20 protein-coding genes are annotated in these 25,246 nt (G+C 52.7%); 17 read left to right on the top strand and 3 right to left on the bottom strand.

All coding sequences use genetic code 11. The annotated features are described in order from the left end of the window. Nucleotides 1-83 precede the first annotated feature (83 nt). The 13 genes from E0E37_RS00915 to E0E37_RS00855 all read left to right on the top strand — a co-directional run bounded on the left by E0E37_RS00915 (nt 84) and on the right by E0E37_RS00855 (nt 17,011). Nucleotides 84-1,367 (top strand): glycine/sarcosine/betaine reductase component B subunit, encoded by a 1,284-nt coding sequence (locus E0E37_RS00915; RefSeq protein WP_130861101.1) that lies wholly within the window; start codon nt 84-86, stop codon nt 1,365-1,367. 12 nt (nt 1,368-1,379) lie between these two features. Then, complete coding sequence (locus E0E37_RS00910; protein ID WP_130861100.1) at nt 1,380-2,651, top strand: glycine/betaine/sarcosine/D-proline family reductase selenoprotein B; 1,272 nt, start codon at nt 1,380-1,382, stop codon at nt 2,649-2,651. Nucleotides 2,652-2,967: 316 nt separating this feature from the next. Next, nucleotides 2,968-4,431 (top strand): sigma-54 interaction domain-containing protein, encoded by a 1,464-nt coding sequence (locus tag E0E37_RS00905; protein WP_165445142.1) that lies wholly within the window; start codon nt 2,968-2,970, stop codon nt 4,429-4,431. Between the two features lie 369 nt (nt 4,432-4,800). Then, nucleotides 4,801-6,207 carry a Na+/H+ antiporter NhaC family protein gene (locus tag E0E37_RS00900; protein WP_130861098.1) on the top strand — a complete coding sequence of 469 codons (1,407 nt, stop codon included), beginning with the start codon at nt 4,801-4,803 and terminating at the stop codon, nt 6,205-6,207. Nucleotides 6,208-6,565: 358 nt separating this feature from the next. After that, on the top strand, nt 6,566-7,972 hold the full coding sequence (locus tag E0E37_RS00895; RefSeq protein WP_130861097.1) for a Na+/H+ antiporter NhaC family protein: 1,407 nt from the start codon (nt 6,566-6,568) through the stop codon (nt 7,970-7,972). Between the two features lie 342 nt (nt 7,973-8,314). Further along, nucleotides 8,315-9,433 (top strand): alanine dehydrogenase, encoded by a 1,119-nt coding sequence (gene ald / locus E0E37_RS00890; protein ID WP_130861096.1) that lies wholly within the window; start codon nt 8,315-8,317, stop codon nt 9,431-9,433. A 201-nt stretch (nt 9,434-9,634) separates the two neighbouring features. Further along, on the top strand, nt 9,635-11,032 hold the full coding sequence (locus E0E37_RS00885) for a sigma-54 interaction domain-containing protein (protein ID WP_130861095.1): 1,398 nt from the start codon (nt 9,635-9,637) through the stop codon (nt 11,030-11,032). A gap of 264 nt (nt 11,033-11,296) precedes the next feature. Next, complete coding sequence (locus E0E37_RS00880; protein ID WP_130861094.1) at nt 11,297-12,412, top strand: alanine dehydrogenase; 1,116 nt, start codon at nt 11,297-11,299, stop codon at nt 12,410-12,412. 66 nt (nt 12,413-12,478) lie between these two features. Continuing rightward, nucleotides 12,479-13,885 (top strand): Na+/H+ antiporter NhaC family protein, encoded by a 1,407-nt coding sequence (locus tag E0E37_RS00875; protein WP_130861093.1) that lies wholly within the window; start codon nt 12,479-12,481, stop codon nt 13,883-13,885. 340 nt (nt 13,886-14,225) lie between these two features. Then, nucleotides 14,226-14,783, top strand: coding sequence for an RNA polymerase sigma factor (locus E0E37_RS00870; protein ID WP_165445141.1), 558 nt, complete (start codon nt 14,226-14,228; stop codon nt 14,781-14,783). Then, nucleotides 14,780-15,571: a DUF4367 domain-containing protein gene (locus E0E37_RS00865; protein WP_130861091.1), complete on the top strand. Its 792-nt coding sequence runs from the start codon at nt 14,780-14,782 to the stop codon at nt 15,569-15,571. Before E0E37_RS00870 ends, E0E37_RS00865 begins: the two co-directional genes overlap by 4 nt. 75 nt (nt 15,572-15,646) lie before the next feature. Continuing rightward, on the top strand, nt 15,647-16,093 hold the full coding sequence (locus E0E37_RS00860; protein ID WP_130861090.1) for a hypothetical protein: 447 nt from the start codon (nt 15,647-15,649) through the stop codon (nt 16,091-16,093). Nucleotides 16,094-16,354: 261 nt separating this feature from the next. Then, complete coding sequence (locus E0E37_RS00855) at nt 16,355-17,011, top strand: hypothetical protein (RefSeq protein WP_130861089.1); 657 nt, start codon at nt 16,355-16,357, stop codon at nt 17,009-17,011. Between the two features lie 884 nt (nt 17,012-17,895). Here the strand turns inward: E0E37_RS00855 and E0E37_RS00850 are convergent. Further along, nucleotides 17,896-19,086: a pyridoxal phosphate-dependent aminotransferase gene (locus E0E37_RS00850; RefSeq protein WP_130861088.1), complete on the bottom strand. Its 1,191-nt coding sequence runs from the start codon at nt 19,084-19,086 to the stop codon at nt 17,896-17,898. A 466-nt stretch (nt 19,087-19,552) separates the two neighbouring features. On the opposite strand from E0E37_RS00850, the gene E0E37_RS00845 reads away from it, so the two are divergent. After that, entirely contained in the window at nt 19,553-20,845 is a 1,293-nt protein-coding gene (locus E0E37_RS00845; protein WP_130861087.1) for a phenylacetate--CoA ligase family protein, read from the top strand. A gap of 184 nt (nt 20,846-21,029) precedes the next feature. After that, a complete protein-coding gene (locus E0E37_RS00840; RefSeq protein WP_130861086.1) occupies nt 21,030-21,440 on the top strand; it encodes an ACT domain-containing protein in 411 nt (136 codons plus the stop codon). A gap of 94 nt (nt 21,441-21,534) precedes the next feature. Here E0E37_RS00840 and E0E37_RS00835 read toward each other — a convergent pair whose 3' ends face one another. After that, nucleotides 21,535-21,987: an ACT domain-containing protein gene (locus E0E37_RS00835; RefSeq protein WP_130861085.1), complete on the bottom strand. Its 453-nt coding sequence runs from the start codon at nt 21,985-21,987 to the stop codon at nt 21,535-21,537. Between the two features lie 204 nt (nt 21,988-22,191). On the opposite strand from E0E37_RS00835, the gene tdh reads away from it, so the two are divergent. Together tdh and E0E37_RS00825 are read left to right on the top strand one after the other, a co-directional pair. After that, entirely contained in the window at nt 22,192-23,250 is a 1,059-nt protein-coding gene (tdh, locus tag E0E37_RS00830; protein WP_207302895.1) for an L-threonine 3-dehydrogenase, read from the top strand. Between the two features lie 3 nt (nt 23,251-23,253). Continuing rightward, nucleotides 23,254-24,435 (top strand): glycine C-acetyltransferase, encoded by a 1,182-nt coding sequence (locus tag E0E37_RS00825; RefSeq protein WP_130861084.1) that lies wholly within the window; start codon nt 23,254-23,256, stop codon nt 24,433-24,435. 183 nt (nt 24,436-24,618) lie between these two features. On the opposite strand, the gene E0E37_RS00820 is transcribed toward E0E37_RS00825, so the two are convergent. Beyond that, the gene (locus tag E0E37_RS00820; RefSeq protein WP_130861083.1) at nt 24,619-25,080 is read right to left on the bottom strand and encodes a hypothetical protein; all 462 of its coding nucleotides are present in this window, start codon (nt 25,078-25,080) and stop codon (nt 24,619-24,621) included. Nucleotides 25,081-25,246: the final 166 nt, after the last annotated feature.

Below are 25,246 nucleotides of genomic sequence, written 5' to 3'. Positions count from 1 at the left end.
GTTGGCATGGAAATTGCTATAATATAGAGACAAGGAAATCACTTTGAATCAAGGTCATCCGCGACAAAGAAAGGGATGGTGAAATGACTTTAGAATTAAGAAAAATCAGCATCAAAGATGTGGTATTCGGAGACGCTGCCGGGATCAAGGACGGCGTTCTCTGTCTCAATCAGAAAGAACTGACGGATCTGGTCATGGAAGACAGCCGTGTAAAGGCCGTTTCCTTCGATCTGGCTAAGCCGGGCGAGTCCGTGAGGATCCTGCCGGTGAAAGACGTGATCGAGCCGAGAGCCAAGGTCGGCGGCGAAGCATTCCCCGGGATCTTCAAGGAGACCATGGACGCTGTGGGCGAGGGCGTCACCTGTGCGCTGAAGGGCTGCGCCGTTGTGACCACCGGTCCCATCGTAGGTTTTCAGGAAGGACTGATCGACATGAGCGGTCCGGGAGCCGAGTTCACGATCTTCTCCAAGCTGCTCAATATCGTTATGCATATTACGAAAGCGGATCACGTGGATCAGCACGAGCATGAGGAAGTTGTGAGAATGGCCGGCATCAAAGTCGCCCACGAGATCGGAAAGCTGGGGACGGATTACGCGGATTACGAGGCCGTCACCTATGAGTGGGGCAACATCGGGGAGCGTTACGCGCTGTATCCGGAGCTGCCGAAGGTCGTTTACGTCTGCAACTGCATGGCTCAGGGACTGCTGCACGACACGTATTTCTATGGCAGGGACTGCAAGGCGCTGGTGCCTACCATCGTTTCTCCGCTGGAATTCATGGACGGAGCGATCGTCAGCGGAAACTGCGTATCTCCCGGTTCCAAGACGACCACCTATCATCATCTGAACAACGCCGTCATCGACGCGCTGTTTGAAAAACACGGAAAAGAGATCAACTTCATGGGCGTAGTACTGAACCCGCTGATGGTTACGCTGAAGGAAAAATTCCGCGATACCATGCTGACCATCAAGGAAGTGCAGTCTCTGGGAGCCGAGGGCGTTATCATTTCCCAGGAGGGCTTCGGAAATCCCACCACCGACCTGATGATCACCTGTCAGGGTCTGGAGCAGAGAGGGATCAAGACCGTCATCATCACCAATGAGGACGCGGGTGTGGACGGCATGTCGGAGTCGCTGCCGGACAGCGTACAGGAAGCCAACGCCATCGTTTCCACCGGAAACAGCAACGCCACCATCCTGCTGCCGAAGGTGGATCGCATTCTGGGCGAGCTGAAAGAGATCGAGCGTGTGACCGGAGGAAATGTGGATTCCATCAAGGAAGACGGAACGCTTCTGGTAGAGATCCACGGAATCATGGGAAGCCACAATCTGCAGGGAAATACGCTGCTCAGCGCAACGACGATTTAGGAGGTAAAACCAGTGAAAAAGGTTGTATTTTATACAAATCAGTTCTTCGGCCAGATCGGCGGAGAGGAAATGGCTTACACTGAACCTTCCTTCAATGAAGGGAAGATCGGTCCGGCCAACGCTTTCGCGCCGCTGCTGAAAGACGCCGAGATCGTGAATACGATCATCTGCGGCGACAACTACTATGTGGAAAACATGGATAAGGTAAAGGCATTTGTCAGAGAACATCTGGAAGCCGTCAAGCCGGATCTGGTCATCGCGGGACCGGCCTTTAACGCCGGCCGTTTCGGGATCGCCTGCGCCGACGTCTGCACATTCATCAAACAGGAGCTGGGCATTGAGGCCATCACCGGTCTGTACTGGGAAAATCCTGCCGTGGAGATGTACAAGAAGAATATCTACATCCTCGAAACTGCAAAATCCGCAGCCGGCATCCGCAAGGCGGTGCCTCTGATGGCGAACTTCGCCAATAAACTGCTGTCTGGAGAAGCTCTTGGTTCTCCCAAGAAAGAACAGTACTATGCAAAAGGCCAGAGAGTCAATATCTTCAGAGAGAAGAACGGCGCGGTGAGAGCCGTTGATATGCTCATGGCCAAGATGAAGGGCGAGGAGTACGAGACCGAGCTTGAGATCTCTGTCTATGAGAAGGTCACGCCGGCGACTCCCGTCAAGGATCTGTCCAAGGCGAAGATCGCTCTGTGCACCTCCGGCGGAATCGTGCTCATGGGCAATCCGGACCATCTGCCCGCGGCCACGGCCAAGATCTGGAAGAAATATGACGCGGCCGACGAAAAGGGCCTGGAAAATGGAAAATGGGAATCCGTGCACGCCGGCTACGACCCGGTCTATGCCAATCAGGATCCCAACCGCGTAGCGCCGATGAACATGCTGTACGAGCTGAAAAAGGAAGGCGTGATCGGTGACGTTTATCCGTATCTGCTGACCACAACAGGAAACTCCACCTCCGTTGCGGACGCCACCAGAATGGGCCAGGAGATGGCTGAGGATCTGCTGGCCGCAGGAGTGGACGGAGTCATCCTGACCTCCACCTGAGGAACCTGTACTCGTTGCGGTGCAACGATCGTTAAGCAGATCGAGAAGGCCGGGATCCCGGCGGCTCACATCTGTACGGTGACTCCGATCTCCAAGACCGTAGGGGCGGCCAGAATTTCCGGCGCCCAGGCGATCCCCTATCCCACGGGCGATCCCCATCTTCTTCCGGAGAAGGAGCAGGTCAGAAGACGGGAGATCGTCGTGGACGCGCTGGAGCTCCTGAAGAAATAGTTTTAATCACGTATAATGAGATAGATAAGACAAAGATAAGACAAGGTAGGTGACCGCCGGCGGGTGAGCGGACCCTGGTCTGCTCCTCTGTCAAGCCGCCAGCCGCGTTTGTGCTGGCGGCTTTTCCTTGTTTGGGGAAGTTTTCGGCGGCGGCTGTCGCGGGGCTTCCAACTGCGCCCTCACACCGGCCCTGCCGGGAAAAGCGGCGAAAAATCGCCGATTTTCGTTTCGCGGAAGAGAAAAATGTGGTATGCTCATTGTATGCGAAAGGCGCATCGACAGGAAACAAAACGGCGGAAGAAAGGGAGGAGTATGTATGCTCAGTATCGGCAATCTGGTACTCAATAGTCTTGATTACGTTCTGATCGTGGACAGCCATTATAATATTATGTTCAATACGCGGCTGGATCAGAGGACCAATATCCCTTCCGACAATCTGATTCCGGAAAAAGAGCCTTCCGAATATCTGACCCGCAATTTTTTCGAGACGTATCCCGGCCTTGACAGGGAGCGGAGCTCGGTGGTCCGCTGCATGACTACCGGGGAGGTGGTGGTCTGCAAGAACCAGACCTATACGGACTACAGGGGACGCAGTTATACGACCAACAATGTGACGGTGCCCATACGCAGGAAGGGCAAGATCTTCGGCGTGGTGGAGCTGGTGAAGGATATCGATCCGCTGGACAATGTGAAGGCCGCCGCAGCGTCGGAGCAGTTTGACGCGTTCGTGGAAAATCTGCAGCGGGAGTCCGGGCTCATCACCTTCGACACGATCATGACCAGAAATACCCAGATGCTGAAAAATATCGAGATGGGAAAGGCGCTGGCCAAACTTCCCAATCCCACGCTGATCTATGGGGAGACGGGTACGGGAAAAGAGCTGTTCGCTCAGTCCATGATCAACCACAGCGGCGTTCCCAAGAGCAGGGCTGTGGTGCTGAACTGCGCCGCGGTGCCGGAAAATCTGGTGGAGTCGATCCTCTTTGGCACGGAGCGGGGGATCTATACCGGGGCGGAGAACAGAAAGGGCCTCTTTGAGGAGGCCGACGGCGGCATCCTGTTTCTCGACGAGCTGAACTCCATCCCTTACAATGTGCAGGCAAAGCTGCTGCGGGTGCTCCAGGACGGCACCTTCCGTTCGCTGGGAGGCAGCGTGGACAAGTGCGTGGATGTGAAGGTCATCGGCGCCATGAACGTGGATCCGGTGCAGGCCATGGAGGACAATCTCATCCGCAAGGACCTGTTTTACCGCTTCTCAAGCAGTATTATACGCCTGACGCCTCTGCGGGACCGCAAGGAGGATATCGAGCTCTTTGTGGATTATTATATCAAGTACTTCGGTGACATGTACGGGAAAAATATCCGCGGTATTACCACGGAACTGCGGGAGGCTCTGCTGGCCTACGACTGGGAGGGAAACGTCAGAGAACTGAAAAACGTCATGGAGCTCATGATCGAGTTCAGCGACGACAAGGCGGTGCTGGATGTCGTGCATCTGCCGCAGTATCTGCAGCAGCGTCTGGGAACGAAAAGCGCCGAGGAATTGGAAAAGGAGCGGCAGAAACGGCTTGAACTGGAGGAGGATCTGCTGTCCGACCAGATCATCGAGGACGAGAACGGCGGGATCCCCTTTGTGGATATCATCGACGACATCGAGAGAAAATTGATCGTGAAAGCCCTGGAGGCCACCTGCGGCAACAAGACCCGGGCGAGCCAGCTTCTGGGACTGCCCCGTCAGACATTAAAATATAAGATCGAACGCCTGCGGATCGAAAGATAGGCGCGGGGCGCGGCAATGAATGTGAGAATGTATCGTTTAATACGAACCGGCGGAAAATCGCCGGTTCGTTTGTTTTTTCGACAAAAGTGCCGGCAGGCCGTCGGTTTTGTCGGATTTTGCGGGACGGATTTCCGCCGATCTTCGATTTGATTTCTTGAAAACCTTGAAATTTCAACAAGTTTATATTTGGCACGAACCTTGCTCTATCTAAGGACAACCGGTCGGAGATCCAATCTCAACGGAGAGGAGGATAGGGCTGTTTTGTTGTAAGACCTCCGGCGGAACGTGGGGAACGGGCGGAGTTTTATGCACGTGTTCTGTCTGTTTCTATTTTGGGGATGTGATTACAAGAAATCAAAGGAGTGCAACATGGACAATTACGGAATATTATCGCTGGCGCCTGCGTTGATCGCGCTGGTTCTGGCCTTTGTAACGCGAAACGCACTGTTTTCTATTTTGATCGGCGTCCTGGTGGGCGTAGTCATCACCGGGCAGAATGTTATCATGGGGTTTTCCGGCATCATGCAGAGCGCGCTGGGAAATGCCGACTTTATCTGGGTCATCGGCATCGAGGTCTTCATCGGAATTATGGTGGCGCTGTTTCAGAAATCGGGAGCCATCGAGGCCTTCACGGCGGTGGTGGCAAAATGGCATCTGAAGGCCAGAGGGGCGCAGATGCTGGCCTGGCTTCTGGGAATCTTTATTTTCTTCAGCGATTACTTTTCACCGCTGTATGTGGGAACTGTAATGCGGGGCATCACGGATAAAGCGCGGGTATCCAGAGAAAAGCTGGCTTATATCTGCGACTCCACTTCGGCGCCGGTGTGCACCATGATCCCGTTTTCTTCGTGGGGCATCTACATGGCGGGGCTGCTGGTGGGGCTGGGGGCCATCGCCGACACCAATCAGGCCATGGATGTCGTGATCCATATGGTTCCCTACAACTTTTACGGAATTTTCGCTGTCTTGATGGTCGGCCTGATCGCGCTGGGGCTGATCCCGGATTACGGTCCCATGGGAAAAGCGGAAAAGCGCGCCATGGAAGAGGGAAAGCCGGTGGCGGACGGAGCCCGGCCGCTGCTGTCCAATGAGCTGGAAAAGATCAAGCCCAACGAGGGCGTCAAGCCCAATCTGTTCCTGAATTTCCTGATGCCGGCGCTGATCATCATCAGCGTCACGCTGGGGACCTACATCATTTTGGGAAGCGCCAAAACGCTGGAATCCTTCATCGTTGCGGTCATGTATCAATTTGTGATGATGCTGTTCCAGAAGATGGGGACCATCAACGAGCTGATCGACGTTGCCGTAGAAGGGATCAAGAGCGTAATGAGCGCCATGCTGATCCTGGCGTTGGCTTACTGCATTAATGCCATCAGCCAACAGCTGGGGACGGCGGACTATGTCGTGGGCGTTACGGAAAACTGGATGACGCCTACGGTGCTCATGGTGCTGACCTTCCTCACCTGCGCGTTCATCTCCTTCTTCACGGGGACCTCCTGGGGCGTCTACGCGATCATGACGCCGATCTTCGTTCCTCTGGCTTACAGCGTTACCGGCGGCGCCACCAATGCGGTGATCTACGCCACCGTAGCGGCCATCATGGGAGGCGGCTGTTTCGGAGACCACTGCTCGCCTCTGTCGGATACCACCATCCTGTCTTCGCTGGCCTCCGGCTCGGATCATGTGGACCACGTAAAAACACAATTGCCTTACGCCATCACGGCGGCCGCCCTGTCGGCAGTGGGATTCCTCATTGTGGGGATCATGTGCAGCTAAGCGTTTTGGCCCTTTTCCGGCTCGGATTTCGACACAATTGATAATAATGACGGAAAATTGTCGATAATCTGCTTTATTCGACAAACTGTGACAAATTTTTGTCGAAGAAGGTCGCAAAAGGCGGCGGTTTTTCGCCGCATGGGATAGAAACCTTCTATAAGCTGCCGCGCGCATTGTTGAAATTTCAATGTGCGCGGCAGTTTTTTCGTTGGCCTTTAGAGTTGGCATCGAAGTTGCATTATATAATTCCGTAATTATCAGTTAATGTTTGTCCGGTCTTCGCATTTTAAAAGAAAGGAGGCTGTAAAGACACATCATCGCATACAGGAATGCCGGACAGTAAAAAAGGAGTTTGAACATGGACAATTACGGAATTTTATCATTAGCGCCTGCTATTATTGCCCTGATCCTGGCATTTGCCACCAGAAACGCATTATTCTCCATCCTTATCGGCGTTCTGGTAGGCGTAGCCATCACAGGACAGAATATTTTATGGGGCTTCTCCGGTATTATGCAGAGCGCCCTGGGCAATGCGGACTTCATCTGGGTCATCGGCATCGAGGTATTCATCGGTATGCTGGTGGCGCTGTTTCAGAAATCGGGAGCGATCGACGCTTTTACTGCCATGATCAGCAGACACAATATCAAGGCAAGAGGGGCGCAGATCATATCCTGGCTGTTGGGTATCTTTATCTTCTTCAGCGATTATTTTTCACCTCTTTACGTTGGTACCGTAATGAGAGGTATCACAGATAAAGCAAGAGTTTCCAGAGAAAAGCTGGCTTACATCTGCGACTCCACCTCCGCGCCTGTATGCACCATGATCCCCTTCTCTTCCTGGGGCATCTACATGGCCGGCCTGCTGGTGGGGATCGGCGCAATCACCTCGCCTGATATCGCCTCGGAGGCCGTCATCAAGATGGTGCCGTTCAACTTCTACGGTATTTTCTCCGTTCTTATGGTAGGACTGATCTGTCTGGGCATCCTGCCTGACTACGGCCCCATGAAAAAAGCGGAAAAGAGAGCCATGGAGGAAGGCAAGCCCGTCAGCGACAACGCTAGACCGCTGCTGTCCGGAGAGCTGGAAAAGATCAAGCCCAACGAGGGAGTAAAGCCCAATCTGTTCCTGAACTTCTTCATGCCGGCTATCATCATCATCGGCGTAACGCTGGGCACCTATCTGGTGATGGGAAGCGCCAAGACGCTGGAGTCCTTCATCGTAGCTGTTGCTTATCAGTTCGTCGTCATGCTGATCCAGAAGATGGGAACGATCAACGAGCTGATCGACGTTGCGGTAGAGGGTATCAAGAGTGTAATGAGCGCCATGCTGATCCTGGCCATGGCATACTGCATCAACGCGATCTCCAAGGAGCTCGGAACCGCTGATTTCGTTGTAAACGCCACTCAGAGCTGGATGACGCCCACGGTGCTGATCATGCTGTCCTTCCTGCTGTGCGCCTTCATCGCGTTCTTCACGGGAACCTCCTGGGGAACCTACGCCATCATGACTCCGATCTGCGTTCCGCTGGCCTTCAGCGTGACCGGCGGAGAGCTGACCACCATCGTGTTCGCTACCATCGCGGCCATCATGGGCGGAGGCTGCTTCGGCGACCACTGTTCCCCGCTGTCCGATACCACGATCCTTTCATCGCTGGCTTCCGGTTCGGACCACGTGGACCACGTTAAGACACAGCTGCCCTACGCGATGACCGCGGCGGCGCTGTCCTGCATCGGATTCCTGATCGTGGGTTTTGTCTGCAGCTAAAAAGGTTGACTTGTGAGACCTAAGGTTTTGAATAGATTAACAGAAATAATATAGATCTTTACGGAGCGCGCGGATTCTTCCACGCGCTCTGTTTCTTTTTGTCCTCGGGTCTCCGGCGGAAATTCGCCGCCTATTGTATTTTCTGGAAATGCTCGACAGGAAATTGTCGAATGAGTTAAAATGTGCGGCGGAAATTCGCCGCGCGTTGCCGGACGCTGTTGGCGGCAGGGACACAAACTTTGAAATTCAGCCATTTCTCTTGATGGTCATAAGTTGGCATCAAAATTGCATTATATAAAAACAAAGTATTGCCAGAACCAGAAGTCAAGGAGGAGATTCAAAATGATAATCGGAGTTTTAAAAGAGATCAAGCCAAACGAATACAGAGTCGCTGCGACGCCCACCGCGGTCAAGGAATTGACCCGCAGAGGCCACGAGGTCTATGTGGAAAACAACGCCGGAGTAGGCAGCGGTTTTTCTGATGAAGAATATAAGGAAGCAGGCGCGAAGATCGCGGACTGCGACACCGTATATGACAAGGCGGACTTGATCTACAAGGTGAAGGAGATCTTCCCCGAGGAATATAAGTATATGAAAAAGGACAAGATCCTGTTCACCTACATCCACTCCAACGCCCACAGAGAAATGACTGAAGCGCTCCTTGCCAGCGGCATCACCAGCATCGCTTACGAGGATGTTGACGATAAGAACGGCAAGTTCCCGCTGCTCATTCCCATGAGCGAGCTGGCCGGCAAAGGCGGATTCCTGGCGGCGCTGCACTTCATGCAGGCGGTCCACGGCGGAAAGGGCATGCTGCTGGCCAACGTAGCCGGCGTAGAGACGCCCACCGTGACCATCATCGGAGCAGGAGCGTCCGGAATGGGTGCTGCGGAGCTTGCTACTGCGTTTGGAAACAGAGTTAACATTCTGGATGTCAGCATCGAGGGACTGAAGGCCGCGAAGGATAAGCTGCCCCCGAACGCGTCCCTGCTGTTCTCCAACAGAGCCAATCTGGAAAAGTGCCTGAAGGAGACAGATGTGCTGATCAACTGCATTCTGTGGGATAAGACCAGAAAAGATCACCTGGTCTACAAAGAAGATCTGAAGCTCATGAAACCGGGCTCCATGATCGTGGACGTAGCCTGCGACGACGAGGGAGCCATCGAGACCTGCCGCTCCACCACCCACGACGACCCGATCTACGAGGTAGAGGGTATTACGCACTACTGCGTGGACAATATCCCCTCCGCGTTCGCCCGCACGGCTTCCACCACGCTGGCCAACGCCACGCTGCCCTATGTGATCCAGATCGCCGACAAGGGACTGAAGCAGGCGCTGAAGGACAACAAGTACCTGCGCAGAGGCCTGACCACCTACGAAGGAAAGCTGACTCTGCTGGAGACCGCTGTTAAGCACGACATTCCCTTCGTCTCCCCGGACGACATTGTAAAAGAGTTCTAGCAATAACCTCATATAACAACACAACGACAAAGGTACGAAGCTGAAGCGGCTTTCTGTCCGGGTCATCTCTGATGACCTGGGCGGGAGGCCGTTTTGGCGTACAGGGGCGTCTTTTGTATTAGACACTTTTGTGCAGATGCGATATACTAAGCTCAGAGCGTTCAGACAGGCACCAGTGATAATGGGAGGAAGACATCAGCCATGCTTAGGAGATACGCAGACCAGATCTTCGATATTTTCAATTATGTGGACAGCGTTATCATCACCGATGAGAACGCTGTCATTCAGTATTATTACAGCAACCGGGAGGGAGCGCAGTGCGAGTCCGACGTACTGGGCAAGTATATACTGGATGCCTACCCCACGCTGGACAGGGATTCAAGCACGATCCTCAGAGTGCTGCGGACAGGCGAGCCGGTTCTGAACGAGGTTCAGGTGCTGAGAGACGTGTGGGGCCACCACGCTACGGCCACTACCACCACGCTGCCTATCATGGAGGGAGAACAGATCGTCGGAGCCGCAGACGTGTCCAGTTACCAGAGGGAGGGGATCGTTCTCTCCAGAAAAGAGATGAAGGAAGAAAAGGGGCTTTACCGTCTGGACGATATCATCTCCGTCTCCGACAGCATGAGCTTGCTGAAGGGAAAAATAGAAAAGGTGGCCGCCACCGATTCCTCTATCATGGTCTACGGTGAGACGGGGACGGGCAAGGAATTGATCGCCCAGTCCATCCACACGGAGAGCGGACGGAGAAAAAAGCCTTTCGTCTCGCAAAACTGCGCGGCGATCCCTTCTACACTGCTGGAAGGGATCCTGTTCGGAACGGAAAAGGGAAGTTTCACGGGAGCGGAGACGCGGCCGGGACTCTTTGAGCGGGCAAACGGCGGCACGCTGTTTCTGGACGAGATCAATTCCATGGAGCTGTCCGTTCAGCCCAAGATCCTGAAGGCCATCGAGGAGAAACAGGTGGTGCGTGTGGGCGGGTATCAGCCCATCGCCGTGGATGTGAAGATCGTCTCCGCGGTAAACGAGGATCCTCTGCGCTGCGTGCACAAAGGAAAGATGCGGGAGGATCTCTTTTACAGGCTCAGCGTGGTCCAGCTCACGCTGCCGCCGCTGCGGGAACGAATGGAGGATCTTGAGCCGCTGGTGAATTATTTTATCCGCAGCTACAACGAGAAAATGAACAAGGACATCATGGGTCTTGAAAAAGAGGTGGAGGAGATCTTTCGGGGATACAGCTGGCCCGGCAACGTGCGGGAACTGCGCAATATCGTGGAAAACGCCTTCAATATGGCCTCGTCCCGCTTCATTCAGACGAAGGATCTGCCTGAATATCTCCTGCGCTCCGGGGCGAAAGAACGGTTCGGATTCGGAACCGGAGGAGGGGGAGTGTGCGCTGCCGGAGGACTCGGCGCCGGGGGATCCGCTTCGGGCCGCAGGGGCACGCTGGCGCAGATCCTGGAGGAGATCGAAGAAGAGATCATCCGCGAGACGCTGGCGGTCTCCGCCACTTATCTGGAGGCGGCGCAGAAGCTGGGTCTCTCCAAACAAGCCTTCGATTACAAACTGAAAAAATACAAACTGAAGCAGTACTGAGCGATGGGCGTCAGGTCAAGATGTTTTGACGGTCAAGATTTCTTGACCGCCTTTTTACGCATTGATACACGAAAATAACCAATTGAGATCAAAAAACAGGCGTCAGCCTGTTTTTTTTGCGTTGGCACGGAAATTGCGCTTTACAGAGATCGACGGCGCCAGTCAGGGAGGGTCGGCGGGGAACAAGGATCCGCCGAAAGTTAAGGGAAGGGGACACAGCGGCGCAGTCCGCGTGTCTGCCGGAGTGAAAGAAGGAGTACAGAGATGAAAATAGGTTTGCTGAAAGAGATCAAGGAAGGCGAATATCGCGTAGGGATGATCCCATCCAATGTCCGCAGGCTGGCAGACGCCGGTCACCAGGTCTTCGTTGAGAAGGACGCCGGCAGGGCGGCCGGGTTTGAGGACGGGGATTACAGCGCTGCAGGCGCGTCTGTTCTCCCTACGCCGGAAGCAGTCTACGACCAGGCGGAACTCATCATCAAGGTAAAGGAGATCCTGCCCCCGGAACATGAATTTCTGAAAGACAGACACATTGTTTTTACATACATTCATTCCGCCAACCGGCGGCAGCAGACCCAGGTGCTGCTGGAAAAAAAGCTGGTGGCTTTCGCCTACGAGGACGTGATGGATGAGCGCGGCGAATTCCCACTGCTGACTCCCATGAGCGAGATGGCCGGAGATGTGGGCGTACTGTACGGCGTTCATTACATGATGTGCACCAGGGGCGGGAACGGAACGCTGATCTGCGGCGCTCCCGGCGTGCCGCCGGCAAAGGTGGTCGTCTTCGGAGGCGGAAACGTGGGACTGCGGGCCGCGAAGATGGCTGCCGCGCTGGGCGCGCAGGTGACCATCATGGACACGAACATCCGCAGGATGCGTGAGATCAACGCGTCGCTGCTTCCGGAAGCCGCCACCATGTATTCCAACAAAGCGAACATCATCAAGGCCATCGCCGATGCGGACATGGTGGTCAACGCGGTGAAGTGGTTCCCCGGTCTGACGCTGATCTCACGGGATATGCTGGCGGGGATGAAGCCCAATTCGCTCATCGTGGATATCGACGCGGAGCCCAACGGCGCCATCGAGACCTGTCGTTATTCCACCCACGAGGATCCGGTCTACTATGTGGACGGCATCCGTCACCTCTGCGTTCCCAACCTGCCCAGCGCGGTGGCGCAGTCCGCCTCCGCGGCGCTGTCCAACGCTACCATTCCGTATATTCTGGATATCGCAAACAAAGGCTGGAAACGGGCGGCGATGGAGAACGGAGATCTGATCCACGGATTGGATTTTGTAAAGGGCATGCTGACCTTTAAGCCCACGGCGGAGGCCTTTGGGATCCCGTATGTGGACGTCATGGAGGCCCTCGGTCAGTGCTGATAAACACAGCGCAGTTTCCCATACGCTCCGGCGGAAGCCGGAGCGCAGCAGAATGGAGGAAAGAATATGGACAATTATGGTATACTATCGCTGGCGCCGGCGTTTGTAGCGCTGGTCCTGGCCTTTGTCACACGCAACGCGCTGGTGTCGATCCTGATCGGCGTGGTGGTGGGCGTCGTCATCACCGGCCAGAATATTTTCCTGGGCCTGAGCGCTATCATGCAGAGCGCCCTGGGAAACGCGGATTTTATCTGGGTCATCAGCATTGAGATCTCCGTCGGCATCATGATCGCGCTGTTTCAAAAGTCGGGAGCCATAACCGCCTTCGGCGCGATGATCGAAAAGAAAAACATCAAGGCCAGAGGCGCGCAGATCGTCTCCTGGCTGCTGGGTATCTTTATCTTCTTCAGCGATTATTTTTCACCTCTCTATGTGGGTACTGTCATGAGAAATATCACAGACAAAGCCAAAGTATCCAGAGAGAAACTGGCCTACATCTGCGACTCCACCTCCGCTCCGGTATGCACCATGATCCCATTCTCGTCCTGGGGAGTTTACATGGCGGGCCTTCTCATCGGGATCGGCACCTTTGTGGACAACGATCACGCCTTCGACGCGGTCATACGCATGGTCCCTTTCAATTTCTACGGAATTTTTTCTATCCTCATGGTAGCGCTGATCGCTTTCGGCGTCATCCCCGAATTCGGGCCCATGAAAAAAGCTGAGATCAGAGCCCGGGACGAGGGAAAGCCTTATTCCGACACGGCCAGACCTCTGCTTTCCGGGGAGCTGGATAAGATCAAGCCCAAGGAAGGAGTGAAGACGAGCCTCGCTTTGAATTTCTTCATGCCGGCGGTCATCGTCATCTCCGTCACCGTGGGGACCTACGCGATCATGGGCAGCGCCAAGACGCTGGAAGCCTTCTTCGTGGCCATCGCCTACATGTTTATCGTCATGCTGTTCCAGAAGATGGGCACCCTCAACGAGTTGGCCGACGTGGCGGTGGAGGGCATCAAGTCGGTCATGCAGGCCGGTCTGATCCTTGCCATGGCTTACTGCATCAACGCCATCAGCAAACAGCTTGGAACGGCCAACTACGTGATCAGTGTCACGGAAAGCTGGATGACGCCGGCCGTGCTGATATGCGTGTCGTTCCTGCTGTGCGCATTCATCTCTTTCTTTACGGGAACCTCCTACGGCACCTACGCGATCATGACGCCCATCTGCGTACCTCTGGCCTTCAGCGTCAGCGGCGGCGTGCCGGGAGCTATCGTATACGCTACCATCGGCGCCATCATGGGCGGCGGATGTTTCGGAGACCACTGTTCCCCGCTGTCCGATACAACGATCCTGTCTTCGCTGGCTGCAGGGTCGGATCACGTGGACCACGTGAAGACGCAGCTGCCATACGCGCTGACCGCGGCGGCCGTCTCCTGCATCGGATTTCTGATCGTAGGCATGACCTGCAGCTAAATGAATGGTTATCTCGTGAAGCCTTTGGCTTTACGATAGATTGCAATAGAACCAACATAGAAATTTGAATTTAGGGAGCGCGTGGATCCGTCCACGCGCTCTGTTTTTACCCGTAGGAATCCGGCGGAAATTCGCCGCGCGTTGCCAGACGCTGTTGGCGGCATTGAAAAAATAGTATCTATGCCTGTGTCCGCGGGTTCCGGAGGGCCTCTGATCTCACAAAAAAAATAAATTTTGACAATTCGTTCGTTCTAAGATAAACTGAGGCTACCATTAGCTGACCAGGGTGTGCGATGTTGTAAGCCGAAGGGGAAAAAGAGCGATGGGGAGGGAAGCTAAGATGATAGCGTTATTGGCCTTTGCGGATAAACAGGAAGAGAGTAAATACCACAGGCTGGTCGCGGAACATGCCGTCGTGCTATATCGCGCCGCGGTCCGGATCCTGAAGGATGAGCAGCTGGCTTCCGACGCGGTGCAGGAGTGCTTTTTGAAGCTGTTTCTAAACCTGAAGAAGCTGGAGACTGCAGGACCGGATAAGGAAGCGGCGTATCTGATGCAGATGCTGAAAAACGCGGCCTTTGATATTTTGCGGAAAAGAAAGAGGGAACAGGTTGTAGCGAATTGGGAGGAAGAAACGTTATCCTATAGGGAGGATGAGGATTCGTTAGATGAAATCTTAGCCAAAACGGAAGCGACGGAGCTGTTGATTTCGGAGCTCAAGTGTTTGGATGAGAATGAGCGCAGTATCATCTTTCATCGTTATTTCAACGAGGAGAGCTTTGGGGAGATTGGAGCCCTTTTAGATATGAAGGAAAGCACGGTGCGAGTTCGGCTATTGCGGGCGAAAAAGAAGCTGGCTGAGCGAATGAGGGAAAAGGAAGGAGGTGATCAGCGGTGAAGGATTTTGAACAGGAACGGCGCGAGATACTGCAGCAAAAGGCGGAGCTTGTTCTGCGGCAGGCTGCCTGTGCGATTGCAGAAGAAAACTTGAATGAATATAAGAAAGCGGAGGCAGAGGCTGAAATCTTGGGCGCGCAGGCGGAATTGCCCCCTGAGCTGCGGCGGGCGCTGAACGCGGCTGCCTGCGAAGCGGAAACGCGGGAAGCGAAAAAAGCCCGTCAGGGGAGAAGAAGACAGCGAGCCCGCAGCCTGACCCGTGTTGCTGTCATTCTTTTGGCCTGCGTCCTGATCGGAGGATTCGTTCTAACCGTCACCGTGGACGCCTTCCGGATTAAACTCATGGATATCCTTCTGCAGGACCACGGCGAGTACGTAGACGTGAACATAGTGGAATCAGGCAGTTTGCCGCCGGAAGTGCTGGCGATGATCCCGGAGGACTGGGACGAGCTGTATTTTCCGGGCTGGCTGCCGGAGGGGTATGAGCTGGTGGAAGTGGATGGAAAGGATGAGCACAGAGACTTTATCTTTCAGTCGGACAAGACGGGATACCTCTCTTTCTCATATGACTCTTCTGAGGAGAGACATATAATGGCCGATAGCGAGGACAGCGAGATGACTCAAATTCAAATAGGCCGCAGCGAGGCAGCTTGTCTGGAAAAGGAAGGCCGGGTCATGCTTATATGGGAGCAGAATGGATTCTGCTACGATCTGCTCGTACAGGAGTCCAAAGAAAACGCGGTGAAAATAGGAGAAAATATTGTCTACGTTCCTTTAAGAAAAAAATAAATCGAAAAACAATCAGAAAATGATGTAACGAAGCACCTCCAGAGTACGTTAACCGTATGAAAGGAGGTGAGCTGTATGAAAAAGAAAAAAAGGGTGTGCTGTATTCTATGTGCCCTGATGGTGTTTTTTATTGTACCGTCAGGGATATATGCAAGTTCTGACGCGGCGGTGAAACAAGAATATAGTTCGATATCTCCACGGTGGACGGGTGTGGCCCAGGTAGAGCCGAAGCTGTTTGTATCCGGCGAAACGGTAAATCCTTATATAGTTGTAAAAGTTGATACAGACAAAGTAACAAAAGTGACTTTTGTCGGAGAATTGCAGAAAAAAGTGAATGGACAATGGACTACGATAAAAACCTGGGATGTTTCAAAGCGAGTCACATCAATCAACGTAAAATTCGATGAAAGTTATAAGATGCAGACTGGATTCGAATATACATATGTGACGACTGTCAAGGCCTACAACGGAACGAAGCTGTTGGACACGATCAATGTGGAAGGACCTGTGAAATCCCTCTAATGGCGATGTGGCAACAAAGGTTCGTTTGTGTATATTGACAACATGGCAAATGGGGTAAACGATTTCAAAGAATCACCCCTAGAAGAACAGGTAGCCAAGACTGCCATCTAAGCGAATCCATCTGATTTTGTTTGTGTAAAGTTCAGTGTGTGTTCTCAATGTCCAGTAGTGCTTGTAAAGGCGACATATATAAAGATTTTGGGGTTCAACATCCCCTATCTATAACATATTTGTACCGCCGGCGGTGTAATGGAGGGAAAAATGAAAAAAAAATATTTAGTAAGCATAATTATTTCGATAATTATGGTATTGTCCATGGGAATACCAGCTTTTGCAGGAGAAGAGTCCATGACACTGGAACAACAAGAATTGTATCAGAAATACGAGCGTATTGTTGAAGAGGTAACCAAAGAGTATGGACTAGATTATATAAAACTTCAGCCTATTTCGGAATTTCAGGACGATTATTTCGTTTCAGTAGAAGAGTTTGAAAAAAATTTACGTCAGGGTTGTGAGGACTCACTAACGATAAGCCTTGAAGAAGATGAAGAGGATGTTGAGCACCCCTCTTCCAATCCAAGATCGGCAGCGGTTAAGGAGGCAGAAAATACTGAATTAAAGAGCCGATATGGCTTAGGGATTGTTTTTTCTGTTACCTACGAGATTACAACAGGCGGAAACAAATATGTTTTTAATCAATTTACCGCAAACAAAGCATATCAGAAGACCTATAACGCTACAGCCTATGCTGCAACCATCAGTCCTATCTATCCAACGATATCAACCATTGATGGCGGACGTACTAAAGAAATGGCTACGCAAGTTACTATTACGAAACAAGGCGTAAATTACGGAAAGTATGGTTTGTCAGCTTATTTTACGATTAGCAGTGCTGGAAAAATTCAGGTTAGCTTTTAAATATAGTATTCATCTAAGCTACGATTATTATAGTACCAGTGTCAGAACTCCTGTCACTGGTACTTCTGGGAGGCGGGGGGAATTCTCGTTTGGGCTACTGGCGCACTGGAAGTCCGGTAAAATGCGGTTTTATTGTAGCTTCCGGTAATATCACCAAACAGCTCATCAGTAACGGTTAATATCGTAACTCAGGATTTTAGTACGGCGGACAAAAACGCTGCGGACAAATATTATATCATATAGCTGGATAGATCATCTCAAAATAAATTGCGCATTGGATTTAAAAGCGCCTGGTTTGAACACTGGGTGCTTTTATAAATGATGAATATTATTGTTAGATTCAGTGTATATCAGAGGTTTGAAAATAGAAGGAGAACAGTCAACAATGGCGATACTATGGAAAACACTTTATGTGATGGGTGCTATTTTGTTGCTGCTTCATTTTGTTTTTCATTTTGAATTTCTATCAAAGATGGGAGAGTTTTTTATAATCATGGGGTCGTTTTTTATATTATTTTCAGTGGTGGTAAAAAGATTGAAAAAATGACTTCATAAATTTGATCACTAGAAATGGATGATGATTTATGATCGGCTTCAGGAGGGCACATGATGCGTTTTATTTCGAAGATGAAGATAAAGAAATCAGAACCTACGGCTTTTGCATCAGCATTCTATCTTATTGCAGCAAGGAAATACAGAAATTGAGATAAGCGCCTGCGATCCGGTCGAGAAGTTTTGAAGGGGCTGCCGCAGCAGGATCAAAACTGATGTGACTAACTTCATCGTCCATAATGAAAAGGAAGGGCCCGGCAGAAATGATGACATCCGCCGTGCCCTTCCTTTTTTGTATGGATCTGATTGGATCGAATAAGCCGATCCCGATCTTATTTCGCGTTGTATTTTTCGATAGCGATCTTCAGCAGTTCCATGGCTCTGGCCAGATCTTCCTGCTTCAGGACGTAAGCCAGTCTGACTTCGTCGATGCCCTTGCCCGGTGTGGCGTAGAAGCCGCCGCCGGGAGCGTACATAACTGTCTCGCCGTTGTCGTCAAACTCGGTGAGCAGCCATACCAGGAACTTCTCAGCGTCGTCTACGGGCAGTTTGGCCATTACGTAGAACGCGCCCTGGGGCTCCTTGCACACAACGCCCGGAATAGCCTGCAGTCCCTTGTAGATGGTCTCTCTTCTCTTCTTATATTCTTCTCTCACTTCGGCGAAATACTCGGGTCCGACGTTGTAGAGAGCGGCGGAAGCCACCTGGTCCAGAGTCGCTACGGACAGTCTGGCCTGGCAGAACTTCATGATCTGCTGCTGCAGCTCTTTATTCTTCGTCATGACGGCGCCGATCCTGGCTCCGCAGGCGCTGAAACGCTTGGAAACGCTGTCGATGACGATGGCGTTCTCCGCGATGTCGTCGAATTCGCCCAGGGAAGCCAGCTTCTCGCCGCCGTATACGAATTCTCTGTACACTTCGTCGCCGATGATGAACAGATCGTGCTCTTTTGCAATGTCAGCCATCAGTCGGAGCTCTTCCGGCGTGAGGACCACGCCTGTGGGATTGCCCGGGTTGGTGAACATGATCGCTCTGGTGCGCTCGTTGATCAGCGGTTCGATCTTCGCTCTGTCTGCGAAGCGATATCCTTCTTCCGGCGTGGTGTTGATCGGACGGATCGTGGCGCCCGTGGCCTTTACGAAGGTGTTGTAGTTGGGATAGAAGGGCTCGGGGATAATGATCTCATCGCCGTCGTCCAGAATGCTCATCAGAGCGAACAGCAGGGCTTCGCTTCCGCCTGTGGTGATGGTGATGTCGTTCTCCGCATACTGAATGCCCAGTTTTGCGTAGTAGTCCTGAACGGCCTTGATCATCTCGGGAATACCCGGGGATGGAGCGTATTCGAGTACGGGCAGGTTAAAATCTCTAACGGCTTTGAAATATTCTTCCGGCGTCTTGATATCCGGCTGGCCAATATTCAACTGGTAAATTTTCTTTCCTTTTTTCTTCGCTTCCACCGTGTACGGATAGAACTTCCGGATCGGCGAAAGGCTGCATTTTTCTACCTTGCTGGAAAATTTCATTTTAAGTGACCTCCTCTTTGTGATGCGCCCACAAAACTGTGTGATGTATGTGACTGATACAGAAACGCCTCAACTTGACACTACTTTGACAACTAAAGTATAGCAACATTTCTGTCATCTGGAAAGACTGTCCTGTAAAAAAAGTGAATTATTTTTATTCACGGTGGAAACGGTATTTATTCCTTAGAAATTAGTGCTTAACAGGATTTTATCCTTGAAAAAAAACAGTGATTATGCTATTCTGAAAAAGTAGTTAAGTAGCAAGGAAGCAAAACATACGGAACCCCCAAAAGGACTGAAGGCGACATCGGCGGTACTTCTATTTGCTATAGGTACGGCTTTTTTTGTTATAGAAACGTCGGGGCCGAAGGGCGCCGGCGGACTGACAGAGAAGAGCGCGTTTAGAAAGCAGGCCGGGTCCCCAGCTGTTTTGCAGAAACGGCAGTGTAACAGGAGGTAAGAAGGAATGATTTGGAGTGAAAATGAGACCCTCGACAGAGAACAAATGCGCGCGGTCCAGCTGGAACGGCTGCAGGATACCGTGAAGCGCGTCTATGAGAAGGTCCCTTTTTATCGCAGCGCGCTGAAAGAAAAAGGCGTTGAGCCGGGAGACATCAAGACGCTGGAGGACATCCGTCTTCTGCCCATGACGGTGAAGCAGGATTTCCGCGACAACTATCCCTTCGGACTGTTCGCCGTGGGCAAAGACGAGCTGGTCCGATTCCACGCGTCCTCCGGGACTACGGGGAAACCCACAGTGGTGGGATATACGAGAAACGACCTGAACACATGGGCCGAGTGCGTGGGCCGTCTGGTGACCATGGCCGGCGTTACATATAAAGACGTGGCGCAGATATCCTTCGGATACGGGCTGTTTACCGGCGCGCTGGGACTGCAGCAGGGACTGGAGCGCGTGGGCGCCTCCGTTATCCCCATGTCCAGCGGCAATACGAAGAAACAGATCATGATCATGAAGGATTTCGGGACCACAGCTCTGATCAGCACGCCGTCTTATGCTCTGCATATAGCCGAGGTGGTCAGAGAGATGGGAATGGACCCGAAAAAGGATCTGTCCCTGAAATGGGGCGTGTTTGGAGGCGAAGGCTCCACGGAGGCCATGCGCAAGGAACTGCAGGACGCCTGGGGAATTTTTGCCACGGAAAATTACGGCATGAGCGAGCTGATCGGACCGGGCGTATCCGGAGAATGTCAGGCGCTGTGCGGCATGCATATAAACGAGGATCACTTTATTCCGGAGATCATCGATCCTAAGACCGGTCAGGTGCTGGGGGAGGGAGAAGCGGGCGAACTGGTCATCACCACGGTGACGAAAGAAGCCCTGCCCATTCTGCGGTACAGAACGAAGGACATCACGTCCCTTCACTACGAAAAATGCGCCTGCGGCAGAACCACCGTGCGCATGTCCAAGATCCAGGGCAGAAGCGACGACATGATGGTACTGGGCGGCGTCAATGTGTTCCCATCCCAGATCGAGGAAGTGCTCCTGAATACGCCGGGCATCGGACCCCACTATCAGATCAAGGTCTTCAAAAAGGGATATCTGGACAAGATCGAGGTGGTGGTGGAACTGGTGGACGCCAGCGTGCTGGACTCCTACACTCAGCTGGAAGCGCTGACCAGAGATATCAAGGCAAGACTGCGCACTGTGCTCGGCATCGATTCAAAGATCACGCTGGTGGAGCCCCGGACGCTGGAGCGCTTCGAGGGCAAGGCGAAGCGGGTCATCGATCTGCGGTAAGCGGAGCCGGAGATCCGACGGCGGAAACGGGTCGTTTCACCGGCAGGGTGAAAATGCGGCCGGCCGTATTGCGCCCAGGCGCGGGAACGTGTAAAATGGATTCATACAGAGATCGCGGATCGTCCGGATTTTTTTCCGGCAGCTGCCGCGGTCAGATCCCTTCGCACCGAAAGGAGGACGTACCATGTTGATCAAGCAGATCTCGATTTTTATACCAAACAGAAAAGGAACGCTGGCCAGGCTGACCAGCAAGCTGCGTGAAAACGGAATTGATATTCGCGCCATCTCCGTTTTCGACACCACGGAGTTCGGCATACTTCGTCTGGTGGTGGACGACGCGGAAAAGACCCTTGACATGCTGAAGTCGGAAGGCTTCGTGGCCAAGGTCAGCGACGTGATCGCCGTGGAGCCGGAGGATAAGCCCGGCAGCCTGGATGAGATCTTCCACATTCTGGCCGACAACGACATTAATATCGAGTACATCTACTCTTACGTGATGCGCAGACATGAGCTGCCGTACATCGTGCTGAAGACCAGCGACATGGAACGGGCGGTAGGCGTGCTCAAAGACAACGGCATCAAAGTGATCGAATAAAAAAGAAGGCCTCGCAGCCTGTCGGGATGACAGGAAGTGCGGGGCTTTTTCGTTTCGCGGCCTGTTTCGCCTGCAGAGGGGCAGAGACGGCCGGTCAGTCGACAATACTGTCGATCTTAAGAACGCCTTTCACGGCCTTTAGTCTGGCCAGCAGTTCGTCCAGCTCAATATTCAGATGCTCAGCACGGGCGGAGACAGAGACAAAGGCCCGGTCCTTTACGGGGATGCTCTGGTTCACCGTGAGGATATTTGCGTTGGCCTCGTAGAAGACGGACAGAAAATTGACCAGGATGCCGGGGCGGTCCAGGAGAATCACCTGGACTGTCAGAATGCCGGAGGAGTCCTTCTTCGTATAGGGATGGATGCAGTCTTTGTACTTATAGTAGACGCTGCGCGATATACCGGCAAGCCGGACGGCCTCCGAGGTGCTGGCGGCCTCTCCGCTCTCCAGGAGAGCGTTGGCGTAGAGAACTTTTTCGTACACCTCCGGCAGCACCTTTTTGTCCACGATCAGATAAGCGTTTGATTTCGTCGAATTGGATTTCATTGTATACCTCTTGAAAACGGCTGTTTTTTTACGGAGAACAGACTACCACAGGCACGGATAAATTGCAAGAAGAAATATTCAGAAAACGATTGCAATTCTAAAACAGCCGTGATATTATGTGCGTGAGTTGAGGACACAAAACGAGAAAAGTGTCCTCGTATAAAATACATTTTCTTTTGTGGGAGAACCGGAGGGAAAACGGACATGAAACAGGGAAAGATGTACGCGCTGGTAAAAGAGGCGCCGGGCAGCGGTCTGGCGCTGACGGAAGTGGATATCCCGAAAACGGGAAGGGATGATGTGAAGATCAAGATCCATTACACTTCGATCTGCGGCACAGATCTGCACATCTACAATTGGGATCAATGGTCCCAGGAGACGATCAAAACACCGATGACCATCGGCCACGAGTTTGTGGGCGAGATCGTGGAGATGGGAAGCAGCGTCAACGGTTTTGAGATCGGAGATATCGTGTCCGGGGAGGGGCATATCGTCTGCGGTCACTGCAGAAACTGCAAGGCGGGAAAGCGGCACCTGTGCAAGAATACCGTAGGAGTGGGCGTGAACCGGGACGGGGCCTTTGCGGAATATCTGGTGATCCCCCAGACCAACGTGATCAAATGCGAGCCGGGGATCTCCGAGGAACTCTGTTCCTCCTTCGACCCCCTGGGAAATGCCGTTCATACGGCCCTCACCTACAATGTGATCGGGGAAGACGTGCTGATCACAGGAGCCGGTCCCATCGGCATTATGGCCGCCGCTATCTGCTGCCATATCGGGGCGAGAAACGTGGTCATCACAGACGTGAACGATTATCGGCTGGAACTGGCCCGCTCCATCAGCGACGTGCACACGGTCAACGTGTCGAAGGAGAAGCTGGAGGACACCATGGCGGAGCTGCACATTCACGAGGGATTTGACGTGGGACTTGAGATGTCCGGAAACAGCAACGCTTTCAATATGATGATCAACAGCATGTACAACGGCGGCAAGATCGCGGTGCTGGGGATCCAGTCGGGCGAGACGGTGGTGCCCTGGAACAAGATCGTCTGGAACTGCCTGGAGATCAAGGGTATCTACGGCCGCGAGATCTTTGAGACATGGTATAAGATGATGGCGATGCTGAACAGCGGTCTCCACATCGAGAAGATCATCACACACAAATTCGACTTTCGGGATTTTCAGAAAGGCTTCGACGTCATGAACAGCGGCATGTGCGGGAAAGTGGTGCTGGACTGGACCGGAGCAGGCAGGGAGGAATAGAAAATGAAACAGGCATTGCGCTACTTTAATGATATAGTCGAGGCGTCAAAGGCCGACGGCACCTATAAAGAAGAACGGATCATCGTAACGCCCCAGCGCAGCAGGATCGACACCACGAAGGTTAAAAATGTGATCAACATGTGCGCCAACAATTATCTGGGTCTGGCGGACAACCCGGAGATCATTCAGGCGGCTAAAGAGAGTTACGGCGCTCACGGCTACGGCTTGTCCTCCGTCCGGTTCATCTGCGGAACGCAGGACGTCCATAAAGAACTGGAAGCGAAACTGTCCTCTTTCCTGGGAATGGAAGACACGATCCTGTATTCATCCTGCTTCGACGCCAACGGCGGTCTCTTCGAGACGCTGCTGACAGAGGAAGACGTGGTGATCAGCGACGAGCTGAACCACGCCAGCATCATCGACGGCGTGCGTCTGTGCAGAGCCAGGCGCATGCGCTATAAAAACAACGACATGGCGGAACTGGAGAAATGCCTGCAGGAGGCTGCCGGCGCCAGGATCCGTCTGATCGCCACCGACGGCGTCTTTTCCATGGACGGCATCGTGGCGGACCTGAGATCCATCTGTGATCTGGCGGATAAATACGACGCTCTGGTCATGGTGGACGACAGTCACGCCGTGGGCTTTATGGGAGCAAAAGGAAAAGGTACGCCGGAACACTGCGGCGTGGCGGGCAGAGTCGACATCATCACAGGGACGCTGGGCAAGGCCCTGGGCGGAGCCAGCGGCGGATATACCAGCGCGCGCCGCGAGATCGTGGCCTTGCTGCGGCAGAAGAGCAGGCCCTACCTGTTTTCCAACACTCTGGCCCCCTCCATCGCGGCGGGAGCGGTGAAGACCCTTGAGATCCTGGAGCGTTCCACGGAATACAGGGACAGGGTGCACGAGAACGCCGCATATTTCAGACAAAAAATTCAGAGCGTGGGTTTTGACATCATCGAGAGCGATCATCCGATCGTGGCGATCATGCTCTACGATGCGAAGACGGCCACTGAATTTGCGGCTAGAATGCTTGATCTGGGCGTTTATGTCATCGGTTTCTGCTATCCGGTGGTGCCTCAGGGCAAAGCGCGGATCCGGACGCAGATCTCAGCGGCTCACACGAAGGAAGATCTGGATCGCGCCGTGGAATGTTTTGCCAAGGTGAAGAAAGATATGGGGATCTGAGGACGGGCGTCTAGACGGATGCTACAGGCGGGCGACGGAAGATGCGGACAGATGGAAATGGAGGAAAAGCCGTTTTCATCTGTTTTTTTATGGCCTTAATGGGAGACGGCGTAGTATGCCTTAATCCTATTAGGCGCATAGATCAGCCTTACAGGCCGAAAGTTGATGCAGTTCGGCCTGTGATCATCCCATGCGTTTCGCATGTATTTCTGCATTGATATGCCATTCGCCGTTATCTTTTACAGTGACATTTTGCCAGTGAAATGTATTTTGGTCGATTTTGACAAAAACCCACTTTCTGCTTTCATCATTCGTATATGTAAGAATGATCATTTCACCTTGTTTTCTTGCTTCAAGGCGTATGATCTTTCCCGTATAGCCATAAGCAACATCCCAGGCGTGTGTATCAGGATTGAAAATACGAAGTGATGTTCCGTATTCGTAATCAGGCAGGATAATAACGTCCTGTATTGCCATGCCCTCAAGGACCCATGAAAAATGCCATTCGCCTTTGATCGGGCGGGGATCGCTGCTCTCAATATAGTCGATCTGCCAGCTGCCGATCAGTTTCCCAAAATAATTAAACTCTTCGGGCAGCGCTGTGTTTTTTCCTTCACTGGTCAAAGCTTTGATAAAATCCTGCATATGCTCATTCCTCCTTTGGGATAGATCAATTCTAATATCAGCGTGCGGAAATGTCAAATAACGGCCCATGCAGATGTAAGGGCGGCTTGACAACCGGGCCGGTCGCCCGGCTGCTTGGTATTTGTGTATACATCATAATGATGGGAGCGATAGCTGCTGCCCGTGG

The sequence above is a fragment of the Bacilliculturomica massiliensis genome, assembly GCF_900605495.1.
GTDB classification, from domain to species: Bacteria; Bacillota; Clostridia; order Peptostreptococcales; family Anaerovoracaceae; genus Bacilliculturomica; species Bacilliculturomica massiliensis.
Note: the sequence above shows the minus strand (reverse complement) of the source record. Positions and strands in the feature narration are given on the sequence as shown.

Bases quoted from the DNA above. Each gene is read 5' to 3' on its own strand.
- E0E37_RS00915 (WP_130861101.1), top strand. From the start codon at position 84: ATGACTTTAGAATTAAGAAAAATCAGCATCAAAGATGTGGTATTCGGA.
- E0E37_RS00905 (WP_165445142.1), top strand. From the start codon at position 2,968: ATGCTCAGTATCGGCAATCTGGTACTCAATAGTCTTGATTACGTTCTG.
- E0E37_RS00900 (WP_130861098.1), top strand. From the start codon at position 4,801: ATGGACAATTACGGAATATTATCGCTGGCGCCTGCGTTGATCGCGCTG.
- E0E37_RS00895 (WP_130861097.1), top strand. From the start codon at position 6,566: ATGGACAATTACGGAATTTTATCATTAGCGCCTGCTATTATTGCCCTG.
- ald (WP_130861096.1), top strand. From the start codon at position 8,315: ATGATAATCGGAGTTTTAAAAGAGATCAAGCCAAACGAATACAGAGTC.
- E0E37_RS00885 (WP_130861095.1), top strand. From the start codon at position 9,635: ATGCTTAGGAGATACGCAGACCAGATCTTCGATATTTTCAATTATGTG.
- E0E37_RS00880 (WP_130861094.1), top strand. From the start codon at position 11,297: ATGAAAATAGGTTTGCTGAAAGAGATCAAGGAAGGCGAATATCGCGTA.
- E0E37_RS00875 (WP_130861093.1), top strand. From the start codon at position 12,479: ATGGACAATTATGGTATACTATCGCTGGCGCCGGCGTTTGTAGCGCTG.
- E0E37_RS00870 (WP_165445141.1), top strand. From the start codon at position 14,226: ATGATAGCGTTATTGGCCTTTGCGGATAAACAGGAAGAGAGTAAATAC.
- E0E37_RS00860 (WP_130861090.1), top strand. From the start codon at position 15,647: ATGAAAAAGAAAAAAAGGGTGTGCTGTATTCTATGTGCCCTGATGGTG.
- E0E37_RS00855 (WP_130861089.1), top strand. From the start codon at position 16,355: ATGAAAAAAAAATATTTAGTAAGCATAATTATTTCGATAATTATGGTA.
- E0E37_RS00850 (WP_130861088.1), bottom strand. From the start codon at position 19,086: ATGAAATTTTCCAGCAAGGTAGAAAAATGCAGCCTTTCGCCGATCCGG.
- E0E37_RS00845 (WP_130861087.1), top strand. From the start codon at position 19,553: ATGATTTGGAGTGAAAATGAGACCCTCGACAGAGAACAAATGCGCGCG.
- E0E37_RS00840 (WP_130861086.1), top strand. From the start codon at position 21,030: ATGTTGATCAAGCAGATCTCGATTTTTATACCAAACAGAAAAGGAACG.
- E0E37_RS00835 (WP_130861085.1), bottom strand. From the start codon at position 21,987: ATGAAATCCAATTCGACGAAATCAAACGCTTATCTGATCGTGGACAAA.
- tdh (WP_207302895.1), top strand. From the start codon at position 22,192: ATGAAACAGGGAAAGATGTACGCGCTGGTAAAAGAGGCGCCGGGCAGC.
- E0E37_RS00825 (WP_130861084.1), top strand. From the start codon at position 23,254: ATGAAACAGGCATTGCGCTACTTTAATGATATAGTCGAGGCGTCAAAG.
- E0E37_RS00820 (WP_130861083.1), bottom strand. From the start codon at position 25,080: ATGCAGGATTTTATCAAAGCTTTGACCAGTGAAGGAAAAAACACAGCG.